The following is a 21,384-nucleotide window of genomic DNA, read 5'->3' on the forward strand; positions in this document are numbered from 1 at the left end:
CGTCAGGCCGCCGCGTCACCCGCGGCGACGGCGCCGCGCACCACGACCAGGAACATGTCCGTGGCGAGGTCCATGACCACTTCGGCGGGCTGGCCCTCCAGCCGCCGTGCCTGTGCGAACTCCTCCGCCGGCCAGGATCCTCGCGGTCCACCTGCGGGAAAGCGTTCGAGCACTGTTCGCCCGTTCACTCCGCACCTCCATGTAGCGCTGTACTCGTAGAGAGTTAAACGCCAACCATGGAGCGAAAGCCTCGCGCGGTGATGGTACTGAGACATAGTTGACACTCGTTCACCGCAAAGTGTGAGCCGTGACGCGACCGTTCGGCCGTTTCCGCTACGGAGCGTCTCAGTCCTCGTACTCGTCGTGGTAGCGGACTCCCTCGCTGCCCGCGGGCGCGCCGAGAGCCGTCGCGCGCCCCTCCGGTTTCTCCCACGGCTCCTGCCGGCCGAGCGCGGTCAGGTCGAGCAGGCTGGTGGTGGAGCCGACCCCGTCGAGGCCGCGCTCGTACGTCGAGTAGGTGTGGAAGACGCGCTCGCGGTCGCGCAGGAAGCAGCTGAGGCCCGGCCGCTCGACCAGCTCGCCCTCGTGTTCGAGGGTGACCTCGAAGTCGGCGTTGAAGTCGCTGACGTACGACGAGAACCAGGGCAGCGTCCAGCCCATCCGCGCCTTGAACGGAAGGATCTTCGGGTACGGCGCCCGGGAGACGGCGGCGAAGGACGTACCGCGGGCCCTCAGGTGCGCGAGGTGGCCGATCTGGTCCAGGAACGCGGAGCAACTGCGGCAGCCCGCGTCCCACTCGGGCGCGAACATGAAGTGGTAGACGACGAGCTGGTCGCGGCCCCCGAAGAGGTCGAGGAGGGTGGCCTTGCCGTCGCCGCCCTCGAACACGTACTCCTTGTCGACCTCCACCATGGGCAACCCGCGCCGTTCGGCGTTGAGGGCGTCACGCGCGCGGGTGGCCGCCTTCTCCTTGGCCAGTAAGGCCGCGCGCGCCGCGCGCCAGTCCGCGCGGGTCACGATCTCGGGCAGCGACATGGCTCCAGCTCCTCCATTGCGACGGAACGTCGAAAGGTGGTGACTGCCGTTGGGAGAAGAACTCATCGCGGCTCGGAGAACTTTCCTTTCCGGGCCGCCGCGCGGATGCGGTTCAGGTGTCGTACTCCTGGACACGCCGCCCGTGGCCGCGGTCGGTGAGGGCGGGCAGCCGCTCCTCCAACTCCCGCACCACGGCGGGCACGTCGAGGGTGAGCAGCACGCGGTCCCGCATGAGGACGCGGCCGTCGACGATCGTCGTGCGCACGTCGGCGGAGCGGGCGCTGTGCACCAGGGTGGCGGCGAGGTCGTGCACCGGCTGCGTGTGCGGTTCCGTGAGGTCGACGAGGATCAGGTCGGCCCGCAGGCCCGGCGCGATGCGGCCGACGGTGCCGGCGAGCCCGACCGCGTCGGCGCTCTGCAGGGTGGCGTGGTGGAGGGCCTGACGGGAGGTCAGCCAGCGCGGATCGCCCTCGGTGGACTTCTGGATCAGGGAGGTGAGCGCCATCGACTCCCACACGTCGAGGGAGTTGTTGGAGGCGGCGCCGTCCGTGGCGAGGCCGACGGGGATCCCGATGTCGCGCAGGGCGCGCACCGGGGTGGTGTCGGGCCAGGCGAACTTGAGGTAGCCGCGAGGTGCGGTCGCCACGGCCGTACGGCCCTCCGCGCGGGCGAGGAGCGGCAGATCGTCCCCGGTGATGCCGGTGCCGTGCGCGATGAGCACGTCGGTGCCGAGGATGCCCGTGCGCTCCAGGACCCGGATCGGGGTGGCCCCGTGCCGGGCGAGGCTGGTGTCGGTCTGGTCCCGGTTCTCGGCGGCGTGGAGGTGCACGGGCAGTCCGTGGTCGCGGGCGAGCGCGGCGGTGGCGGCGAGGTCGGCGTCGGTCACCGTGTAGGGGGCGTGCGGGGCGAGGGCGGTGGTGATGCGGCCGCCTGCGGCGCCCCGGTGCCGCAACGCGAACTCCAGTGACGCCTCCCGCCCCTCGGGGCCCTGCGAGGAGAAGTACGCCTGGCCCAGCTGCGCCCGCATCCCGCACGCGGCGACGACGGCGGCCACGGCGTCCATGGCGAAGTAGCTGTCCGCGAAGGTGGTCACCCCCGCGCGGATCATCTCGGCGCAGGCCAGCCGGGCGCCCAGGGTCACGTCCCGTTCGGTGAGGTTGGACTCGACGGGCCAGACGACGTCGTTGAACCACTCCTCGGTGGGCAGGTCCTCGGCGAGGCCCCGCAGGGCGACCATCGGCGCGTGCGTGTGGCAGTTGACCAGCCCGGGGAGGGCGACCTGGCCACGGGCGTCGATGCGGTCGGCGGCGGCCAGGCCGGCGACGGCGGCGGCGGTCGTCACGGAGTCGACGGCTCCGTCCCGTACGACGATCGCGGCGTCCTCCTCGAAACCGATCCGCTCCCGGTCGTCGTGGACGAGGACGGTGCAGCCGGTGATGACGAGATCCGCGGGCTTCCCGTGCGAAGAAGGCGTCATCACGCCAACCTACGGGGGCGGGCGCCGCCACGGCTCCGGTCCGCCGGGGGCGCTCACCCCGCGAGCGGCAGTTCGGGGCGGTCGCCGCCCACGCGTCCGCGCCGCTGGGCCAGTTCGTCCCCCAGCTCGGCGAGCCGGGCGGTGTGACGGGGCGTGAGCCGGCCGGTGTCGTCGAGGTGGACGGCGCAGGCGGTGGTGGTGTCGACGAGCCGCTCGAGGACCGCGGCGACCTCGTCCGTGCCCTCGGAGTGGCGGGCGAGGGCGGGCAGTTCGGCGGCGGCGCGGTCGATGGCGGCACGTGCCTCGGCGAGCGTGCGGTAGGCCTCGCGGCGGAGCGTCCACCGGGTAGCGCGGTCGCCGGACCCGCTCAGTACGTGTGCGAGGTAGGCCTGCGCTGCGGCGTCGGCGGCCCCGATCCGGGCCCGTACGCCGCCGCCCCGCTGTCCCGGCATCGGCAGATGCCCGACGACCAGCACGATCGCGCAGGCCAGCAGCGTCTCCCCGATGCGGCCGGCGGATGCCTGGGGTTCGCCGCCCACCATGACCAGGGCGAGGACGAGGACGGTGACGACGGTGGTCTGGGCGGCGAAGTGCCGTGCGGCGACCGGCACCAGGGCACCGCACACGGCGACGAGCGCGACCAGCCCCTCGGGCCGGGGCAGTACGGCCGCGAACCCGGCGAACAGCAAGGCCCCGAGCACGGTCCCGGCCGCCCGGCACAGGACCCGCGACACGAGCGGACCGAGATCGGGCTTGACGAGGAAGACGGCGGTGGCGGGCAGCCAGTACCAGTGCTGGTGGGCGCCGTACCAGTGGCCGTGGTGCAGCGCCTGGGCGACGGCGGCGGCGGCTCCGAAGCACAGCCCGGCCCGCAGCCCGTACTCACGCCCTCCCGCCCCGAAGACGTCGCGGGCGAGGGCGGCGGCCGACCGCCTGCGAGTGTGCAGGTCCTGGCCCCTGCCCAGGTCGAAAGCGACCGCAGCGTGCAGGAGGGCGTCGTCCAGGGCGCGCAGGGCGGGGTCGGTGCGGTGGGGCGCGGGCAGTGGTCCCGCGTGGGCGTTGCCGCGTACGGCGGCCGCGAGCCGACGGGGCCCTTCCGAGGCACGGGCGGGCACGGGCCGCTCGGCCCACGCGAGCGCGGTCGCGGCTTCTCCGAGGGGCAGCGCGGCCGCGTACTGGGCGTGCAGTCGGCGTTCGGCCGCGGTGGAGGCACGGCGACGCAGCCGGGGTCCGGCGAGCGCGTCCTGGGCGTGGTCGAGGGCGGCGGTGAGCGCGGCCCGGCGGGCCACGGCGTGCTCGGTGCCGACGGCGTCCAGCAGCGCGGCGACGGCGTCGTACACGTCGGCGACGGCCGCGCGCTCCCCGTCGAAGCGGAAGCCGCCGGTCAGGGAGCCGGGCGTGGGCAGGACCAGCCGCAGCAGGATCAGCCATCCGGCGCCGGCGAGGAAGGCCAGCACGCTCTGCCAGCCGGGGTCGGGCAACAGCATCCCGGCGCCCACCGCACTGCCGACCAGCAGCTGCGTCCCGGTCTGGGACGCCACGGGCCCGACGGCACTGACGCCACCCGCGACCAGCCCCAGCCCGGTCAGCACCAGGGTCAGCGGAACGGCGCCCAGCTGCTGTCCGGCGTACGTCCCGACAAGCAGCCCGGCCGCGCCCGCGAGCGCGGGTACGCCGATCCGCCGCACGGACGCGCGGCGACTGCCCGGCCGGTCGTTGATGCCGGCCAGCATGGCGGCGATCGCGGCGACGACCCCGAGGGAGGGCCGCCCGGCGACCAGCGCGGTGATCAGCAGCGGCCCGCCGGCCAGCGCACCGCGCGTGACCGCGTTCCAGGGCACGGGACCGCGTTGGGCGTTCAGAGCATGGGCGAGCCACGGCGGGAGCACACGGGCGGCGGTACGGAACAAGGGGCGCGGCCTCCTGTCGTCCGGTCGAGGGCGATGACGAGCCTTCGGGCGACGGTGGCCGGGCTGGGTGGTGCGCTGTCAAGCGTACGACGGAATGGCGCGGGGGCGGAAACGGCCGTGTTTCCGGAGGATGACGGGGCCTCGGCGCCTACGCCGCGCCCTCCAGGGCGACGCGCAGGAACGTCTCGGTGTGCTCCACCGAGCGGGTCAGGGAGTGCGGCTCCGAGGTCAGTCCGGCGACCAGTTCGTCGATCCCGCCCAGACCGGCGCGCTCGACGATGCCCTTCTCGTTGGTGACCCATTCCCCCCGTCCCGCCAGGACCGCGTGTGCCGTCTGGGTGGTGGCGAGGGCGATGGCGCCGGCGACCTGGGTGAGGGCACCCCTGGGGGCGTGGCCGGTTCTCGCGTAGGCGAGGGTGGCCGTGGCCGCGCCGTGCCAGTGGTCGGGGGCGGTGGCGCGCAGGGCGTCGGGGTAGCCGGGGCGGGGCAGTTGGCCGCGCAGCGTCCGGTTGACCGCCAGTTCGGCGACCACCAGGTACGTCGGGATGCCCGCCAGGTGGAACATCAGCGGCTCGACGCCGAAGCGGCCCGCTTCCGCCTCCGTCACCTGGTGCTCGACCGCGTCGAGGTCGCGGTAGTGCACGTCGACGCGGCGGCCGTCGATCGTCAGCCAGGCGCCGCCGTTGAAGACGCCGCCGCCCCAGGCGCCGATCTCCGAGACCTCACCGGCCCAGCCGAGGGCGCGGAGGTCGTCGGGGTCGAAGTCGCCCCGGTAGTAGACCGCCATGTCCCAGTCGCTGTCGGGTCTGTGCGTGCCCTGTGCCCGGGAGCCGCCGAGGGTGACCGCCCGGACGGCGGGCAGGGCGGCGAGCCGGTCGGCGGTGGTGTCGAGGAAGGCCTCGTCCGTGGGATCCGTGAGGGAGGGCACTGCGGTGGGCTCCTGGCGGTGACGAGGCGACGGAACGGACACCGGAAGCCTAGGCGGGCCCGGGCGCGGGCCGCGAGGGAAAACCGGGTGCGCGACGTGGGCCGGGAGGCGGACGATCGGGAGGTTGTCCGCCCAGCTTCCAGGAGCCAACGTGATTCAGCGCGTCACCGTGTCAGGTCTCTTCCCGCCGCCCACCTACTCCCACGCCTCCGTCGTCGAGGCCGGCACGAGGCTCGCCTTTCTCGCCGGGGCCGTTCCGCTCGACGCGGACGGGAAGCTGGTCGGCGAGGGCGACGCGGTCCGTCAGGCCGAGCAGGTCGTCGCGAACCTCACCGAGCAGTTGCGTGCCGTCGGCAGCGACCTGCGGTACGTGCTGTCGACCGATGTGTACGTCGTGGGTACCGAGCCCGCCGAACTGTCCGCCGTCTGGGACGTCGTCGAGGCGTCGGGGCTCAGCACCGGCCCGCATTCCTCGACGCTCCTCGGGGTGAGCTGCCTCGGCTACACGGGACAGCTGGTGGAGATCACGGCAACGGCGGTCGTGCCCGGTGAGGCCCGTCCGTGAGCCCGGACACGGGAGCCGGGGCGGTCGTCCTGCGGCGCGCGTCGGCCGCCGACGCGCGTGCCGCCGCCGACGTGTGGCTGCGCTCCTTCGCCGCCGCGCTGCCGACCGTGGTCCGGCCCCGGACCGACGACGAGGTCCGGGCGTATTTCCGGCACGTGGTGGTGGAGCACCACGAGACGTGGGTGGCCGAGGAGACCGGTGGTGCGGTGGCAGGGGTGATGGTGCTGGAGGGCGAGGAGCTGTCGCAGCTGTATCTCGCCCCCGAACGGCGCGGTCGCGGGCTCGGCGACCGGTTCGTCGCCCTGGCCAAGGAGCGCAGGCCGGCCGGGCTCGAGCTGTGGACGTTCCAGGTCAACGCGCCCGCGCACCGCTTCTACGAACGGCACGGGTTCACCGCGGTGGAGCGGACGGACGGCGCCCGGAACGAGGAGCGGGAGCCGGACGTGCGGTACGTGTGGCGTCCGTAGGCGGCGCCCGTGGGCAGGGCATCGGGCACGCCCGGCCGCCGCACCCGCGTCCGTACGCCGCTCAGGCTTCGCGCCGGGCGTATGTGTCCGTCGCCGCCACGAGTGCCTCGTCCCCGACGGCTCCTGCGTCGTGTCCGGCCTCGTCCACTACCACCAGCTCGCTGTCCGGCCACGCGTGGTGGAGCCTCCATACGATGCCCAGGAGGTTGCCGAAGTCGAGGCTGCCCTGGACCAGGGTGCCGGGGATGCCCTTCAGCAGGTGCGCGTCCCTGAGGACCACGCCCTCGTCGTTGCCCTCGCCGAGGAAGTGGTCGTTGCCCCAGTAGTGCGTGACGGTGCGGGCGAAGCCCAGGCGGAACTCCGGGTCCTCGAACCGGGCGACCGAGCGTGGCGGCGCCGGCATGGTCGCCGTCTCCCAGTCGGTCCAGGCGCGGGCTGCCCGCTCCCGGACCGCGGCGTCCGGCGACTCCAGCATCCGGTTGTAGGCGGCGGCCGGATCGCCGTCGCGCTGGTCCGGGGGCAGCGCGGCGAGGAACCGCTCGAAGGCCTCGGGGAAGATCTTGCCCAGCCCCCGGGTGAGGAGGGCCACTTCGGCGTTGGAGCCGGTCGCGACGCCGGTCAGCACCAGCTCGGACACCACACCGGGGTGCGTCTGCGCGTACCGCAGGCCCAGGGCCGATCCCCACGACACGCCCCACACCAGCCACCGCTCGATGCCCAGGTGGGCACGGAGCCGTTCCAGGTCCGCCATGACGTGGGCGGTGGTGTTGACGCTCATGTCGGTGTCGTGTGCGCTCGCGCCGGGCAGTGACCGTCCGGCGCCGCGCTGGTCGAGGAGGACGATCCGGTAGGCGGCGGGGTCGAAGTACCGCCGGTGCCCCGGGCGGGCGCCGCTGCCCGGCCCGCCGTGCAGCACCAGCGCGGGCTTGCCGTGCGGGTTGCCGCAGGTCTCCCAGTGGACGCTGTTGCCGTCGCCGACGTCGAGCATGCCGTGGTCGTACGGTTCGATCTCCGGATACAGGCCCATCGGAGCACCGTAGCGCCGCCGGGCCGGGGCGCTCATCCGCTTTACCGGGTGGGCAGGCCCGCCTCGTCCGCCGCCGCGCGCAGCACGTCGCGGAGCATCTCGGGAGTGAGCCGGCCGGTGAAGGTGTTGCGCTGGCTGACGTGGAAGCAGCCGAAGAGGTGCAGGCCGGGCCCGTCGGGCGCGTCCAGCGTGACCCGGCCGCCGTGTGCGAAGGGCGGACGGGGACGGGGTACGGTCCAGCCCGCGCCGGCGAACGCGGGCAGCGCCGCCTGCCATCCGAAGGCGCCGAGTACGACCACTGCACGCAGCGTCGGCCGCAGCAGGTCCAGCTCCCGGACGAGCCAGGGACGGCAGGTGTCGCGTTCGGCGGGGGTGGGCTTGTTGGCGGGCGGGGCGCAGTGCACCGGCGAGGTGACGCGCACGCCGAGCAGTTCCAGGCCGTCGTCGGCGGAGACCGCGGTGGGCTGCGAGGCGAGGCCCACGTCGTACAGGGCCTGGTACAGCACGTCCCCGGAGCGGTCCCCGGTGAACATCCGGCCGGTGCGGTTGCCGCCGTGGGCCGCGGGGGCGAGTCCGACGATCAGCAGGCTCGCGTCGGGCGGTCCGAAGCCCGGCACCGGACGGCCCCAGTACGTCCAGTCGGCGAAGGCCGCCCGCTTCGTACGGGCCACCTCCTCCCGCCAGTCGACCAGCCGCGGGCAGGCCCGGCAGTCCGCGATCCGCTGGTCGAGCGTGGAGAGTCCGCCGGTGTCCATACGTCCACCGTAGAACGATCCCCGGGCGGAAATTGCGGTCCCTCCCGCCGGGCCGGGCGGCTAAGGTCGGAGCATGGCTTCCGAGCATGACGAGGGCAAGGTCCCGGCGGACGGGGCGGCCGTCCCGCAGGACGCCCCTGGGGCCCCGGAACAGGACCCGAAGACCGCCGCCGCGATCGCCGCCGCCGAGGCGGCCGGGCCGCAGAGCGGCGAGAGCGTCCGCGTGGACAGCTGGATCTGGGCCGTTCGCCTGATCAAGACCCGCTCTCTCGGCGCCACCGCCTGCCGGGGCGGCCATGTCCGGGTGAACGGTGACCGGGTGAAGCCCGCGTACTCACTGCGCGTGGGCGACGAGGTGCGCTTGCGGCAGGAGGGCCGGGAACGCGTCGTCATCGTGAAGCGGCTCATCCGCAAGCGCGTCGGTGCCCCGGTCGCCGCCCAGTGCTACGTCGACAACTCCCCGCCGCCCCCGCCCCGCGAGGCCGTCGCCCCGGCCGGGATCCGTGACCGCGGCGCCGGGCGGCCGACCAAGCGGGACCGCCGTGAGATGGACCGCCTGCGCGGGCTGGAGAGTCTGGCCCGCGCCCGTAAGGACGCCGAGACCAGGCCCTAATCACCGTGACCAGGCCCTGATCCCGTCCTCGGACCGCTCGCTCAGCCGCGCCGGGCCCGGACCAGCCGGAGCAGCTCGCGGTTGTGCTCGCGGCGGGCCCGCGCGATGACCAGAAGCGGCACCAGCAGGATGAGCGGGGTCACCGCGTTCTCACCGTCGAAGTAGGTCAGCTGGACGACGAACGCGCCGACCATCAGCCCGCCGAGCGCCGTCGCCGCCACCGACTGGAGCAGCGGGATCAGCAGGGCGACCGCCCCGGCCAGCTCCAGGACTCCGATCGCGTACATGCCGGCGTCGCCCCAGCCCATCGTGGCGAAGCTGTCGGCCGCCGAGGAGTGCCCGACGAGCTTGGGCGAGGCGCTCGCCACGGCGAAGAACAGCGCGACGAGCACCTGCACCACGCGCAGGGTGATCCGGGCGGTGCGAGCCGTGGGGGCGGTGGAAGCGGCGGTCTCGGCCATGGCGGTCTCCTGAGCTGGGTGATCCGTGCTGCTGTCGGGTGGGTAGACCGCCCGCCGGACCGGAACTCATCGCCGGATGCCTGCTCTTGCGGGAGCAATCCTGTGGCACCACTCCTGTTGCCTCACGCCTGTTGCCTCACGCCTGTGGCATCGGAATCGCCCTCACCCACGTCCCGTCGTCGGTCAGGTACCGGTCCACCCGGAGTCCCGCCTCCGCCAGTGCCTGCTCGAACTGTTCCTTCGTCAGCGGCCGGGCCAGGAAGGTCTGGGTCCAGACCGCGTCCGGGAACTCGTACTCCGCGCGTACCGAGTTGACCCCCTCCGCGACCGGGTCCGCCGACAGGATCCGCACGGTGAAGCCGCTCGGGTCGACCCGCTCGCGCGGCAGGTTCGTGTGGTAGTCCGCGCCCTCCCGCTGGATCAGTACGCAACCGTCGCGCGCGACGTGCCGCGCACAGGTGCTCAGCAGCCCCCGCCGCACCTCGACGTCCCCGGTGTGGACGAGGAACGACGCCATCATCACCACGTCGAAGCGCTCGTCCAGGTCGAGGTGCTCGATCGGGACGCATATGGTCCGTGCGCCGCGCACGTGCTCCAGCATCTCGGCTGACTCGTCGACCGCGGTGACGGAGAACCCGCGCTCCAGCAGCGGATGGGTCATGCGGCCCACCCCGCTGCCCAGCTCCAGGATGTGCGCACCCTCGGGCACGGCGGCGGCGACGATGTCCGGCTCGGGTCCCGCGGGCAGCCGCGAATACAGCTCGACGGCACAGCCGTCCGGGGTGATGGCCCCGGGCCCCGTCCCCTGGTGTCCCTCTCGCATTCCCAGTTCCATGCCCGTCCAACGGCCCGCCACCGCACACCCGTTCCCACGCACCGCCGGTTCACCCGACCGAGTGAACGCACGCGGTCCGGTGGTGCGGTGGGACCGCCGACGCGGCCCGTTTCCCCCTCGTGGCCCGCCGGAGTACGTTGCTTACAGGAGTGGTGATCCGATGCGTACAGGCAGTGAACCGGCCACCGCGCGCAGTGCACTGCGGGCGCGGTTCTGGCTGAGCCTGTGGGGGCTGGTCTGGGCGATCTTCGGAACGGCGGCCTTCGCGCTCACCGGCCGAATCGGCTGGGCCGTCGCCTGCGGGGTGCTCTGGCTGGTCGCTACGATCGACCTCACGGTGGTCCTGCGGCATCTGCGCCAGGGCCCGCACTACCAGCCGGGCCGGGACGTCCCGCCGTATCCGCCGCCGAGGAGCTGACCGTCAGGAGTCGAAACGCGCCTGCTGGAGGTACTCCGGGTTCGGATCCAGGGCCGCCGCCAGCCTGAAGTGCCGCCGGGCCTGGTCGGGGCAGCCTCGGCGCTCGTAGGTGCGGGCCAGCGCGAAGTGCGCGAACGCGTTGTCCGGCTCGCGCTCCAGGACGATGGTGAACTCCAGCTCGGCCGGTCGCAGTTGCGCCGCTGCGAAGAAGGCGCGGGCACGCAGCAGCCGCGCGGCGGTGTTCTCGGGGTGGGCTCCGATGACCGCGTCGAGCAGCTTGACCGCGCCCCGCGGGTCACGCGCCGCGAGCAACCGCTCGGCGGCACGGAAGTCGATGACGTCCGTCTCCGGGGTACGTCCGGTGGAACCGCTGATCTCGGGCACGGCAGAGTCCTTCCCTCACTGGAAGGGATCAACGCCCGCGCGGGGCACGCTATTCCTGTGCCGTCCGGCGCCGGGCGTGTGCCCGGTGCGCCAGCTCGGTCCACACCTCCGCGACGCGGCGTCGCAGCTCGTCCAGGGGCACGTCGTTGTCGATGACCACGTCCGCGATCTCCCGGCGCTGCTCACGCGTCGCCTGGGCGGCCATGCGGGCCCGCGCGTCCGGTTCGGTCATGCCGCGCAGCCGGACCAGGCGGTCGAGCTGGGTGGCCGGGTCGGCGTCCACGACGACCACCACGTCGTACAGCGGTGCCAGGCCGTTCTCGGTGAGCAGGGGGACGTCGTGGACGACGACGGCGTCGTCGTCGGCCGCCTCTTCGAGGGCGCGGGAGCGGTCGCCCACCAGGGGGTGCACGATCGCGTTCAGCGCGGCGAGGCGCTCCGGGTCGGCGAAGACGATCGAACCGAGCTTCGGCCGGTCCAGGCTGCCGTCCCCGGCGAGCACGTCCTCGCCGAAGGCCGCCACGACCGCCGCGAGTCCCGGGGTCCCGGGCGCGACGACCTCGCGCGCGATCCGGTCCGCGTCGATCAGTACGGCGCCGTGCTCGACGAGCAGCCGCGACACCTCGCTCTTGCCGGCACCGATCCCGCCGGTCAGGCCCACCTTCAGCATGAGCGGAAGCTTAGGGCCTGCCGGTGACGGGCCGGCCCGCGGGCCGGTCGGGCGGCCTCAGTTGTCGCCCTCCCGGTCCGCCAGGAACTGTTCGAACTCGCGGCCGATCTCGTCCGCCGAGGGGATCTCGACGGGCTCGGCGAGCATGTTGCCGCGGGTCTCGGCGCCCGCGGCCGCGTCGTACTGGTGCTCCAGGCCCTGGACGAGGGCGGTCAGCTCCTCGTCGCCCTCCTGGATCTGCCGGTCGATCTCCGTCTGGGTGCGGTGGGCGTCCGTGCGCAGGGCGTGCGCGATGCCGGGCAGGACCAGACCGGTCGCCGCGGTGATCGCCTCCAGGACGGTCAGCGCCGCGTCCGGGTACGGGGAGCGGGCGATGTAGTGCGGGACGTGCGCGGCGACGCCCAGGACGTCGTGGCCGGCCTGAGTGAGCCGGTACTCGACGAGCGCCTCGGCGCTGCCGGGGACCTGCGCCTCCTCGAAGGGGCTGCGATGGCCCGGCACGAGGTCGGTGCGGGTGCCGTGCGGGGTGACGCCGACGGGGCGGGTGTGCGGGACACCCATGGGGATGCCGTGGAAGCTCACCGCCAGGCGGACGCCCAGGCGCTCAACGATCTGCGCCACGGCCGCGGCGAAACGCTCCCACTCGACGTCCGGCTCGGGGCCGGACAGCAGCAGGAACGGCGCCCCGGTGGCGTCCTGGACGAGCCGCACCTCGATGGCGGGGTCCTCGTACTCCGTCCAGCTGTCCCGCTTGAAGGTCAGCAGCGGACGCCGCGCCCGGTAGTCGACGAGCCGGTCGTGGTCGAAGCGGGCGACGACCTGGTGGGGCAGCGTGTCGAGCACTCGCTCGACGATCTGGTCACCGGTCTCCCCGGCGTCGATGTAGCCGTCGAAGTGGTACAGCATGACCAGTCCGGCCGACTCCTGCGCGAGCGCCATGTCGACGACGGCCAGGCCCTTCGGCTCCCATGCGTACAAATCCTGCGGATCAAGCACAGTGACCGCTCCCCTCCTCGTGTTCGTATGTGACAACGCAGGGACGGTGACGGGCATTCCCGGAAGGGCGAGGACTGTGATCTTGGCGGCCGCGTGGAGGGGCGCTGTCCGGGGCAACGCCAAAGGGCCGCACCTCGAAAGGTACGGCCCCTTGGTCTACGGCTTGGCCTCAGTGGCCTGCGATCAGCTCTGGCCGCCGGCCAGCTTCTCGCGCAGCGCGGCCAGCGCCTCGTCCGACGCCAGGGCGCCGGAGTTGTCGCCACCCTCGGAGGAGTACGAGCCGCCGCCGCCACCGCCACCGGACGCGGCCGGAGCCGCACCCGCGGTGTCGACACCCTCGGCCGCGGCCTTCTCGTCCGCCTCGCGGGACTTGATGACCTGGGCCTGGTGCTGCTCGAAGCGCTGCTGCGCCTCGGCGTACTGCGTCTCCCACGCCTCGCGCTGGGTCTCGTAGCCCTCGAGCCAGTCGTTGGTCTCGGGGTCGAAGCCCTCGGGGTAGATGTAGTTGCCCTGGTCGTCGTAGGACGCGGCCATGCCGTACAGGGTCGGGTCGAACTCGACCGTCGACGGGTCGGCACCGAAGGCCTCGTTGGCCTGCTTCAGCGAGAGGCTGATGCGACGGCGCTCGAGGTCGATGTCGATGACCTTGACGAAGATCTCGTCGTTGACCTGGACGACCTGCTCCGGGATCTCCACGTGGCGCTCGGCCAGCTCGGAGATGTGGACCAGACCCTCGATGCCCTCGTCCACGCGGACGAACGCACCGAACGGCACCAGCTTCGTGACCTTGCCGGGCACGACCTGGCCGATCTGGTGGGTGCGGGCGAACTGCTGCCACGGGTCTTCCTGGGTCGCCTTCAGCGACAGGGAGACACGCTCGCGGTCCATGTCGACGTCGAGAACCTCGACGGTGACCTCCTGGCCGACCTCGACAACCTCGGAGGGGTGGTCGATGTGCTTCCAGGACAGCTCGGAGACGTGGACCAGACCGTCGACGCCACCCAGGTCCACGAAGGCACCGAAGTTGACGATCGAGGAGACGACGCCGGAACGGACCTGACCCTTCTGGAGGGTGGTGAGGAACGTCTGGCGGACCTCGGACTGGGTCTGCTCCAGCCAGGCACGGCGGGACAGGACCACGTTGTTGCGGTTCTTGTCCAGCTCGATGATCTTCGCCTCGAGCTCCTTGCCCACGTAGGGCTGGAGGTCGCGGACGCGGCGCATCTCGACCAGGGAGGCCGGGAGGAAGCCGCGGAGGCCGATGTCGAGGATGAGACCACCCTTGACGACCTCGATGACGGTACCGGTGACGATGCCGTCTTCTTCCTTGATCTTCTCGATGGTGCCCCAGGCACGCTCGTACTGGGCGCGCTTCTTCGAGAGGATCAGGCGGCCTTCCTTGTCCTCCTTCTGGAGAACAAGGGCCTCGATCTCGTCACCGACGGCGACGACCTCGTTGGGGTCGACGTCGTGCTTGATCGAGAGCTCGCGGCTCGGGATGACACCTTCGGTCTTGTAACCGATGTCGAGCAGGACCTCGTCCCGGTCGACCTTCACGATGACGCCGTCGACGATGTCGCCGTCGTTGAAGTACTTGATCGTCTCGTCGATCGCGGCGAGGAAGGCTTCCTCGTTACCGATGTCGTTGACCGCTACCTGCGGGGTGGTGGCGGTGGTCTCGGTGCTGCTCGTCATGTGGGAAAGGGCTCCGGTACGGACATTGAAGTCGTAGGTACTGCTTACGCCGGGAGCCCGTTTCGCTCTGCAGAAGCCGGACAGCCAAGGAAGCGTCACCGAAAACCACTGGTGGCGCCTCGAGAACCGAGGGGACATACAACAGATGCGAGCGCGGCCTACTACGTCTGAGGCGCGCAGGCCCGCAGCGCAACTTGTAGCATACGGGGGCAGCCGGGCAGGGTCAATGCGCGAAGCCGCACACCCGGGGCAGATCACCGCATACCCGGCACAAAAGCTGTCCCCCGAGGCCACGTGGACCCCTGAGCGTCCCTTGCGTTACCCGGGGCCGGCGGCACGGAAGAGCCCGCAGACTAGTACGAGGGAGCCGGTCATCCAAGAGCCCGTAACGTCCGAGACCGCGGCGGCAGAACCCGAGGCCACCCGGCGTGCCGCCGGTGTCACGGAGAGTTCGCGCGCCAACCGCGGCTGGTGGGACCGGAACGCGGACGAGTACCAGACCGAGCACGGCACCTTCCTCGGCGACGACCGCTTCGTGTGGTGTCCCGAGGGGCTGGACGAGGTGGAGGCCGAGCTGCTCGGCCCGCCGGAGGACCTGAAGGGAAGGACGGTCCTGGAGATCGGCGCCGGCGCCGCGCAGTGCTCGCGCTGGCTGACCGCCCAGGGTGCCCGTCCGGTGGCCCTCGACCTCTCCCATCGCCAGCTCCAGCACGCCCTGCGCATCGGCGGCGACTTCCCCCTGGTCTGCGCCGACGCCGCCGTGCTGCCCTTCGCGGACGGCTCGTTCGACCTGGCGTGCTCGGCGTACGGGGCGCTGCCGTTCGTCGCCGATCCGCGGCTGGTGCTGCGGGAGGTGCGCCGGGTGCTGCGCCCGGGGGGCCGTTTCGTCTTCTCCGTCACGCATCCGCTGCGCTGGGCGCTGCCGGACGAGCCGGGCCCCGAGGGACTGTCGGTGTCCGCGTCGTACTTCGACCGCACGCCCTACGTCGAGCAGGACGACGACGGCCGCGCGGTGTACGTCGAGCACCACCGGACGCTCGGTGACCGGGTGCGGGACGTGGTGGCGTCCGGGTTCCGGCTGGTGGACCTCGTGGAACCGGAGTGGCCGGACTGGAACACCTCCGAATGGGGCGGGTGGTCCCCGCTGCGCGGGCACCTGATCCCGGGGACGGCGATCTTCGTGTGCGAGCGCGACTGAGCCGTACGGGCCGTGCGCGCGCACGCGCGCGTGGAGGCCGGTTTCGCGGGCGTACGACACTGGGGGCGTGATCCGTTACGACGCCCTGGACGCGCTGCCCGTGCGCGGTGCGCTGTCCGCGCTGCACGACGCCCTGGAGGGGCACGGCACCGCGGTGCTGGTCGCGCCGCCCGGCACCGGCAAGACGACGCTGGTGCCGCTCGCGTTGGCCGGGCTGCTGGGCGAGGGACCCGCACGGCGCGTGGTCGTGGCCGAGCCCCGGCGGATCGCGGCGCGGGCGGCGGCCCGGCGGATGGCGTGGCTGCTGGGTGAGAAGCCCGGCGCGCGTGTCGGGTACACCGTGCGCGGTGAGCGGGTGGTCGGGCGGCACACGCGCGTGGAGGTCGTCACGACCGGCGTGCTCCTGCAGCGGCTCCAGCGGGACCAGGAACTGACCGGCGTCGACGTGGTGGTGCTCGACGAGTGCCACGAGCGGCACCTGGACGCGGACACGGCGGCGGCGTTCCTGTGGGACGTGCGCCAGGCGCTCCGCCCGGAGCTGCGCCTGGTGGCCGCGTCGGCGACGACGGACGCGGAGGGCTGGGCCCGGCTGCTGGGCGGGGCGCCGGTCGTCGAGGCGGAAGGCGTGTCGCATCCCGTGGAGGTGGTCTGGTCGCCGCCGGCGCGTCCGGTGCGGCCTCCGCACGGGACGCGGGTGGATCCGGCGCTGCTCGCGCACGTCGCGTCGGTGGTGCGGCGGGCGCTGGCCGAGCGGGACGGGGACGTGCTCTGCTTCCTGCCCGGCGTCGGGGAGATCGCGCGTGTCGCCGGGCAGTTGGGGGGCCTCGGGGACGTCGACGTGCTCCAGGTGCACGGGCGGGCGCCCGCGGCCGTGCAGGACGCGGTGCTGGTGCCCGGGGCGCGGCGCCGGGTGGTGCTGGCGACCTCGGTGGCGGAGTCGTCGCTGACGGTTCCGGGCGTGCGGGCGGTCGTGGACGCCGGACTGGCGCGGGAGCCGCGCGTCGACCACGCGCGCGGGCTGAGCGCCCTGACGACGGTACGGGCCTCGCGGGCGGCGGCGCGGCAGCGGGCGGGGCGGGCCGGGCGGGAGGCCCCCGGCGCGGTGTACCGCTGCTGGGCGGAGGCGGAGGACGCCCGGCTGCCGCGGTTCCCGGCGCCGGAGATCAAGGTGGCCGATCTGACCGCGTTCGCCCTGCAGGCGGCCTGCTGGGGGGATCCGGACGCGTCCGGACTGGCGCTCCTGGACCCGCCGCCGGCCGGTGCGATGGCGGCGGCGCGGTCGGTCCTGACGGCGGTCGGGGCGGTCGACCCCACAGGTCGTGCCACGCCCCGGGGCATCCGGCTCTCCCGTCTCGGCGTCCATCCCCGCCTGGGTCGGGCGCTGCTCGACGCGGCCGGTTCGGCGACGGGGGACGCGGGGACGGGTCGCTCCGGTGGAGGCGGCGGTGGTCCTGAGGTGGTCGCCGAAGTGGTCGGGCTGCTCAGCGAGGAGGCGCCGCGGGAGTACGGCGACGAACTGGTGTCCGTGCTGCGGGCCGCCCGGCGTGGAGGTGACGGATACGCGGCGCGGTGGCGGGCGGAGGTGCGGCGGCTGCGGGGCGCTGTGGAGCCGGGGGACGGCCGGCGGGGGCTGCCGCTCGCCGAGGACGCTCTCGCCGGGTTGGTGGCCGCCCTGGCCTTTCCCGAGCGCGTGGCGAAGAAGGACGGCGGTACCTATCTGATGGTCTCCGGCACCCGGGCCGAGCTGTCCGCGGGGTCGGCGCTGCGCGGTGCGCCGTGGATCGCCGTCGCCGTGGCCGACCGGCCGGTGGGCCGGGGCCACGCGCGCGTGCAGCTCGGTGCGGCCGTCGACGAGGAGACGGCGCGGCTCGCGGCGGGGGCGCTGCTGACGGAGCGGGACGAGGTCCACTGGCGCGACGGCGACGTCGTGGCCCGGCGGGTGGAGCGGCTCGGCGCCGTGGAACTCGCGGTCCGGCCGCTCACCGGCGCCGACCCCGGTCTCGTTCGGGACGCGCTGCTCGAAGGGCTGCGGCAGGAAGGTCTGGGGCTGTTGCGCCGTACGGCCGACGCGGACGCGCTGCGCGCGCGGCTCGCGTTTCTGCGGCGGCATCTCGGTGAGCCGTGGCCGGACGTCTCCGACGACGCCCTCCACGCGCGCGTGGACGAGTGGTTGGAGCCCGAGCTGGGCCGGGCCCGACGGCGGGCCGACCTGGGCCGGATCGACGCCGTGGAGGCGCTGGCGCGGCTGCTGCCCTGGGCGTCCGGGGAGGCGGTGCGGCTCGACGAACTCGCGCCCGAGCGCATCACGGTCCCCAGTGGGTCCAGGATCCGGATCGACTACGGCGACCCGGAACAGCCGGTCCTCGCGGTGAAGTTGCAGGAGATGTTCGGGTTGCAGCGGTCGCCCCGGATCGCCGGGGTACCCCTGCTCGTCCATCTCCTCTCCCCCGCCGGACGCCCCGCCGCGGTGACGGCCGACCTGGCCTCTTTCTGGCGGGACGGCTACAAGGGCGTACGCGCGGAGCTGCGCGGCAGATACCCGAAGCATCCGTGGCCCGAGGATCCCGCCTCGGCGGAGCCGACCCGGTACACGAAGGCCCGGCTCGCGAAGTGACGCGGTGCCTGTGGAGACGACCGAGGGCGCCCTCCGCCGTGGTGGAGGGCGCCCTCGGTCGTCCGGTCGGGATCGCGCTTATGCCTTGGGCTCGGTGGAGGGGCTCGTGGACGGCTCGGTCGACGGCTCCGTGGACGGGTCGGGCGTCGGCTCGGCCGCCTCGGCGACCTTCAGCTGGACGTTGAGCGCGGCGCCGCCCGCCGTGGTGACGCGGAGCAGGTACGTGCCGCCGGCGTCGTCGGCGTACAGCTTCGGCAGCTTCAGCATGCCCTTGGCGTCGGTCTTGAGGCCGGTCAGGGTGCGGACGGTCCTGCCGTCGGCGTCCTTGAAGTAGGGGCCCTTGTCGGCTTCGGTCGGGTCGAGCACCGACTTGATGAGCGTGGCGGTGACGGCGACCTTGTCCGCGGCGGCGCCCTTGTGCGTGGCCTTCACCTCGACCTGGTCCGCGAACTCGCCGCCCGGCGCGCAGGTCAGCTCGGTGTCGCCGACGCGGGCGAGGGCGTCGGCGACGCGTTCGGTGACCGTCGCCTTGTAGTCGAGGCCCACGGTGCGGCCGATGACGGTGGCGCGGACGGTGAAGGCGCCGGTCTTCTCGCCCGCCACCAGCGCGGGCGCGACGGCCACGCCGGAGGCGTTGGTGGTGACCGCGGCCACCTTGTCGCCGCCGGTGAAGGCGGCGTCCGTGTCGCCCAGCACGGTGAAGCGGACACGTACCTTGCCGACGGCCTTTCCGGCCTTGGTCTCGGCGCGGGCGCTGAGCTTCTTGGCGAAGGTGTCGCCCGCGATCGCGGTGAGCCCGGTGGCGCCCGCGTTCTCCAGGTGGTGCACCGTGTCGGTGGGCGTGGGGGGCCGGGTGCCGGTGGGCGGCTCCGGTTCGGTCGGCGGCTTGGGGGTCGGTGAGCCGGTGCCGGGGTTCGACGGCTCGCCGGGCTCGGCCGGGCGGTTCGGCTTGTCGCCGCCGGGCGACGTGGAGCCGGAGGCGCCGGGTCGCGTCGTCGGGCTCGTCGCGCCGGGTGAGGGACCGGTGCCGGCGCCGATCGGGTCGTCGCTGCGACCCACCGGGAGGCTGCCGGTGCCGTCGGGGATCTCGTGGGTGCCCTTGCGGTAGTGCTCCAGCCAGGACAGGACCGTGTGCAGGTAGTCCTGCGAGTTGTTGTAGCTGAGGATCGCGCTCTTGAGGTCGGCCTCGTCGGAGAGGTCCCAGGTGAAGCGGCAGAGGTAGTGACCGGCGGCGAGCGCGGCGTCGTAGACGTTGTTGGGGTCGTCCTTGCCGTCGCCGTTGCCGTCCCGGCCCGCCCACGACCAGGTGGAGGGGATGAACTGCATGGGGCCGACGGCGTTGTCGTAGCTGCTGTTGCCGTCGTAGACGCCGTCGTCGGTGTCCTTGATGAGCGCGAAGCCGTTGCCGTCGAGCTGGGGTCCGATGATCTTGCCGATGGTGGTGCCCTGGGCGTCGACGCGGCCGCCGCGGGCCTGGCCGGACTCCACCTTGCCGATGGCCGCGAGGAGTTGCCACGGCAGGTTGCAGCCGGGCTTGGCCTGGCGCACCGCCGCCTCGGCCTTCTTGTAGGCGTCCAGGACGGTGGCGGGTATGCCGGCCTCGGCGGCCGCCCGGGAATCGGGGGTGCCGATGGTGGGTGCGGGACTCGGGCTGTTGAGCGGCGGCAGGTCCGTGTAGTACGGCGAGTTGCCGGTCGCGCTCTCCTGGGAGGGTGTGTCGGACGTCGGCGCGTTGTCCGCGGTGGTCTGTCTGCCGTTGGCGTCGGCCGTCACGTCCGGGGCCTGGGACGCGGACAGGGCCGCGACCACGACCGCCGCCACGGTGGTGGTGACCGCCGCCTTACGGAGCCTCCGGTCGAAATGCGCCGCCATAGAGTGAACCCCTCCCGTGGACGCCCGCGCGTCCCTCTCCGTCCGTGTCCGGCCGCGGTGTCCGGCTGCCGTGTCGGCTGCCGTGCCGTCGCCCGTTGTTTCCGCCCTGTTGTGACGATCGGTCCGCGCCGACGGTTGCACCGCAACCTTCCGAGCGCGGTGTCCGTCTGTTCGACCGGCACGGTGCCGCAGGCGACCCTACGGCAACTTGCTTTGCACGGGCACCCGTTCGCGCCCGATATTCACCGGTTGGCCATAAGAGGAGTTCCGTTGCCCTTCACTCTCAGTCATGCCGCCGCCGTGCTGCCAGGAGTGCGGGGTGACGGGACGGGCCGTGGACGGCTGGTGCCGGCCGCGCTGGTGGCGGGGTCGTTCGCGCCCGACATGACCTATTACGCGGCGAGTTTCCTGCCCGAGGCGATGGAGTTCGGGGACGTCACGCACTCGTTTCCCGGTGTCTTCACGGTGGATGTGGCGGTGGCCTGGGCGCTGGTGGGGTTGTGGCTGCTGGTCCGCGAACCGCTGGTGGCCCTGCTGCCGAGCGGTCACCAGGGACGCGTCGCGGCTCTGTCGCGCTGCGGGGCGCCACGCGCGCGTGTGCTGCCCTCACTGGTGGCGTGGTGGTACGTGTCGGCGGTGCTGGGGGCGCTCACGCACGTGGTGTGGGACGCGTTCACGCACCTCGACCGCTGGGGGATGCGGGTGTTCCCGGTGCTGGGCCGGGAGATCGCGGGCTCGCCGCTCTACTGGTACCTGCAGTACGGCGGTTCCGCGGTGGCCGCGGTCGTCGTCGTCGTGTTCCTGACGCGGGCGCTGCGCCGGACGCCCCGGAGCGGGACGCCGGCGGTTCCGGTCCTCTCGGCCCGGGACCGGTGGTGGGCCGCGGCGCTCCTCGGCGGCTGCGCGGTGGCCGGGGCGGTGCGGCGGGCGACTCGGTGGTGGGACTACTGGGGTCACATGGCGAAGCCCTGGGAGCTGATCCCGACGGTGTGCTTCGGGGCGGGCGCGGGGCTGGTCCCGGCGCTGCTGCTGTACGCCGTGGCGGTCAGGGTGTGGCGTCCGGTCCCGGCTCCCACCAGCCGTGCCGGTGCCGGTAAGGAGCCGGACCGCCGGGTCGCCCGCTGAGTGTGTCGGCGGTCGCGACGAACACGGTGAAGGTGCGTGCGGGGCGGGGCCGCGGCACCCGGGAGAGGGCCAGCGACAGGTAGCCGCACGCCAGGTCGGCCCACAGCCGCCAGGCCGGTGTCTCGCGTGGGACGACGGTCGCCGGGTCCCGGCGGGCGACTCTGCGGCGGAGGCCGGTCGCCGTGCGGCGCAGGGCCGTGGTGAGGGTGGCGGGGATGCGGCCGGTACTCGCGCCTGGCGCGAGGGCCGGGACCGGTAGCAGTGGCACGCGGGCGGGTCCGTCTGTGCTTGCCCGTGCCGGTGTCGTCCGGTGGTGGAGCATGCGTATACCCATGCCCG

Annotated in this window: 22 protein-coding genes; 7 read left to right on the forward strand and 15 right to left on the reverse strand. The window is 73.3% G+C overall.

The features are described 5' to 3' along the window. Positions 1-2: 2 nt before the first annotated feature. From OIE75_RS09230 to OIE75_RS09250, 5 genes are all read right to left on the reverse strand, one after another. Positions 3-188 carry a hypothetical protein gene (locus OIE75_RS09230; protein WP_307011254.1) on the reverse strand — a complete coding sequence of 62 codons (186 nt, stop codon included), beginning with the start codon at positions 186-188 and terminating at the stop codon, positions 3-5. Between the two features lie 157 nt (positions 189-345). Beyond that, positions 346-1,035: a DUF899 domain-containing protein gene (locus tag OIE75_RS09235; RefSeq protein ID WP_329470295.1), complete on the reverse strand. Its 690-nt coding sequence runs from the start codon at positions 1,033-1,035 to the stop codon at positions 346-348. 112 nt (positions 1,036-1,147) lie between these two features. Then, positions 1,148-2,512: an amidohydrolase gene (locus tag OIE75_RS09240; protein ID WP_329470297.1), complete on the reverse strand. Its 1,365-nt coding sequence runs from the start codon at positions 2,510-2,512 to the stop codon at positions 1,148-1,150. A 53-nt stretch (positions 2,513-2,565) separates the two neighbouring features. After that, positions 2,566-4,422 carry an FUSC family protein gene (locus tag OIE75_RS09245; RefSeq protein WP_307011257.1) on the reverse strand — a complete coding sequence of 619 codons (1,857 nt, stop codon included), beginning with the start codon at positions 4,420-4,422 and terminating at the stop codon, positions 2,566-2,568. Positions 4,423-4,570: 148 nt separating this feature from the next. Next, entirely contained in the window at positions 4,571-5,350 is a 780-nt protein-coding gene (locus tag OIE75_RS09250) for a nucleotidyltransferase domain-containing protein (protein WP_329470299.1), read from the reverse strand. 151 nt (positions 5,351-5,501) lie between these two features. Here OIE75_RS09250 and OIE75_RS09255 point away from each other — a divergent pair, with 151 nt between their 5' ends. Then, positions 5,502-5,915 (forward strand): RidA family protein, encoded by a 414-nt coding sequence (locus tag OIE75_RS09255; RefSeq protein WP_307011260.1) that lies wholly within the window; start codon positions 5,502-5,504, stop codon positions 5,913-5,915. Further along, positions 5,912-6,382, forward strand: a complete 471-nt coding sequence (locus tag OIE75_RS09260; RefSeq protein ID WP_329470301.1) for a GNAT family N-acetyltransferase — start codon at positions 5,912-5,914, stop codon at positions 6,380-6,382. Before OIE75_RS09255 ends, OIE75_RS09260 begins: the two co-directional genes overlap by 4 nt. Before the next feature lie 61 nt (positions 6,383-6,443). On the opposite strand, the gene pip is transcribed toward OIE75_RS09260, so the two are convergent. Further along, positions 6,444-7,409 carry a prolyl aminopeptidase gene (gene pip, locus OIE75_RS09265; protein WP_329470302.1) on the reverse strand — a complete coding sequence of 322 codons (966 nt, stop codon included), beginning with the start codon at positions 7,407-7,409 and terminating at the stop codon, positions 6,444-6,446. Between the two features lie 41 nt (positions 7,410-7,450). Then, positions 7,451-8,164, reverse strand: coding sequence for a uracil-DNA glycosylase (locus tag OIE75_RS09270; RefSeq protein ID WP_329470303.1), 714 nt, complete (start codon positions 8,162-8,164; stop codon positions 7,451-7,453). Positions 8,165-8,237: 73 nt separating this feature from the next. On the opposite strand from OIE75_RS09270, the gene OIE75_RS09275 reads away from it, so the two are divergent. Beyond that, entirely contained in the window at positions 8,238-8,777 is a 540-nt protein-coding gene (locus OIE75_RS09275) for an RNA-binding S4 domain-containing protein (RefSeq protein ID WP_307011267.1), read from the forward strand. Between the two features lie 41 nt (positions 8,778-8,818). Here OIE75_RS09275 and OIE75_RS09280 read toward each other — a convergent pair whose 3' ends face one another. Further along, complete coding sequence (locus OIE75_RS09280) at positions 8,819-9,238, reverse strand: DoxX family protein (RefSeq protein WP_329470304.1); 420 nt, start codon at positions 9,236-9,238, stop codon at positions 8,819-8,821. Positions 9,239-9,374: 136 nt separating this feature from the next. Continuing rightward, positions 9,375-10,061 carry a class I SAM-dependent methyltransferase gene (locus OIE75_RS09285; protein ID WP_307011271.1) on the reverse strand — a complete coding sequence of 229 codons (687 nt, stop codon included), beginning with the start codon at positions 10,059-10,061 and terminating at the stop codon, positions 9,375-9,377. 172 nt (positions 10,062-10,233) lie between these two features. On the opposite strand from OIE75_RS09285, the gene OIE75_RS09290 reads away from it, so the two are divergent. Continuing rightward, complete coding sequence (locus OIE75_RS09290) at positions 10,234-10,491, forward strand: DUF6343 family protein (protein ID WP_307011272.1); 258 nt, start codon at positions 10,234-10,236, stop codon at positions 10,489-10,491. Positions 10,492-10,494: 3 nt separating this feature from the next. On the opposite strand, the gene OIE75_RS09295 is transcribed toward OIE75_RS09290, so the two are convergent. From OIE75_RS09295 to rpsA, 4 genes are all read right to left on the reverse strand, one after another. After that, the gene (locus OIE75_RS09295) at positions 10,495-10,875 is read right to left on the reverse strand and encodes a tetratricopeptide repeat protein (RefSeq protein WP_307011274.1); all 381 of its coding nucleotides are present in this window, start codon (positions 10,873-10,875) and stop codon (positions 10,495-10,497) included. A 49-nt stretch (positions 10,876-10,924) separates the two neighbouring features. Beyond that, the gene (gene coaE, locus OIE75_RS09300; protein ID WP_307011276.1) at positions 10,925-11,545 is read right to left on the reverse strand and encodes a dephospho-CoA kinase; all 621 of its coding nucleotides are present in this window, start codon (positions 11,543-11,545) and stop codon (positions 10,925-10,927) included. Between the two features lie 57 nt (positions 11,546-11,602). Continuing rightward, entirely contained in the window at positions 11,603-12,541 is a 939-nt protein-coding gene (locus OIE75_RS09305; RefSeq protein ID WP_307011278.1) for a PAC2 family protein, read from the reverse strand. Between the two features lie 183 nt (positions 12,542-12,724). After that, on the reverse strand, positions 12,725-14,236 hold the full coding sequence (gene rpsA, locus OIE75_RS09310; protein WP_104635556.1) for a 30S ribosomal protein S1: 1,512 nt from the start codon (positions 14,234-14,236) through the stop codon (positions 12,725-12,727). 226 nt (positions 14,237-14,462) lie between these two features. Between rpsA and OIE75_RS09315 the strand changes: the two genes are divergently transcribed. Next, positions 14,463-15,434, forward strand: a complete 972-nt coding sequence (locus tag OIE75_RS09315; RefSeq protein ID WP_329470307.1) for a class I SAM-dependent methyltransferase — start codon at positions 14,463-14,465, stop codon at positions 15,432-15,434. 67 nt (positions 15,435-15,501) lie between these two features. After that, positions 15,502-18,048 (forward strand): ATP-dependent helicase HrpB, encoded by a 2,547-nt coding sequence (hrpB, locus tag OIE75_RS09320; RefSeq protein ID WP_329470308.1) that lies wholly within the window; start codon positions 15,502-15,504, stop codon positions 18,046-18,048. Positions 18,049-18,126: 78 nt separating this feature from the next. Here hrpB and OIE75_RS09325 read toward each other — a convergent pair whose 3' ends face one another. Next, entirely contained in the window at positions 18,127-19,920 is a 1,794-nt protein-coding gene (locus OIE75_RS09325; protein ID WP_329470310.1) for a lytic transglycosylase domain-containing protein, read from the reverse strand. Positions 19,921-20,190: 270 nt separating this feature from the next. On the opposite strand from OIE75_RS09325, the gene OIE75_RS09330 reads away from it, so the two are divergent. Next, on the forward strand, positions 20,191-21,045 hold the full coding sequence (locus OIE75_RS09330) for a DUF4184 family protein (RefSeq protein WP_329470311.1): 855 nt from the start codon (positions 20,191-20,193) through the stop codon (positions 21,043-21,045). On the opposite strand, the gene OIE75_RS09335 is transcribed toward OIE75_RS09330, so the two are convergent. Beyond that, positions 20,966-21,313: a hypothetical protein gene (locus OIE75_RS09335; protein WP_329470312.1), complete on the reverse strand. Its 348-nt coding sequence runs from the start codon at positions 21,311-21,313 to the stop codon at positions 20,966-20,968. The genes OIE75_RS09330 and OIE75_RS09335 overlap by 80 nt on opposite strands. Positions 21,314-21,384: the final 71 nt, after the last annotated feature.

The sequence above is a fragment of the Streptomyces sp. NBC_01723 genome (assembly GCF_036246005.1).
GTDB lineage: Bacteria > Actinomycetota > Actinomycetes > Streptomycetales > Streptomycetaceae > Streptomyces.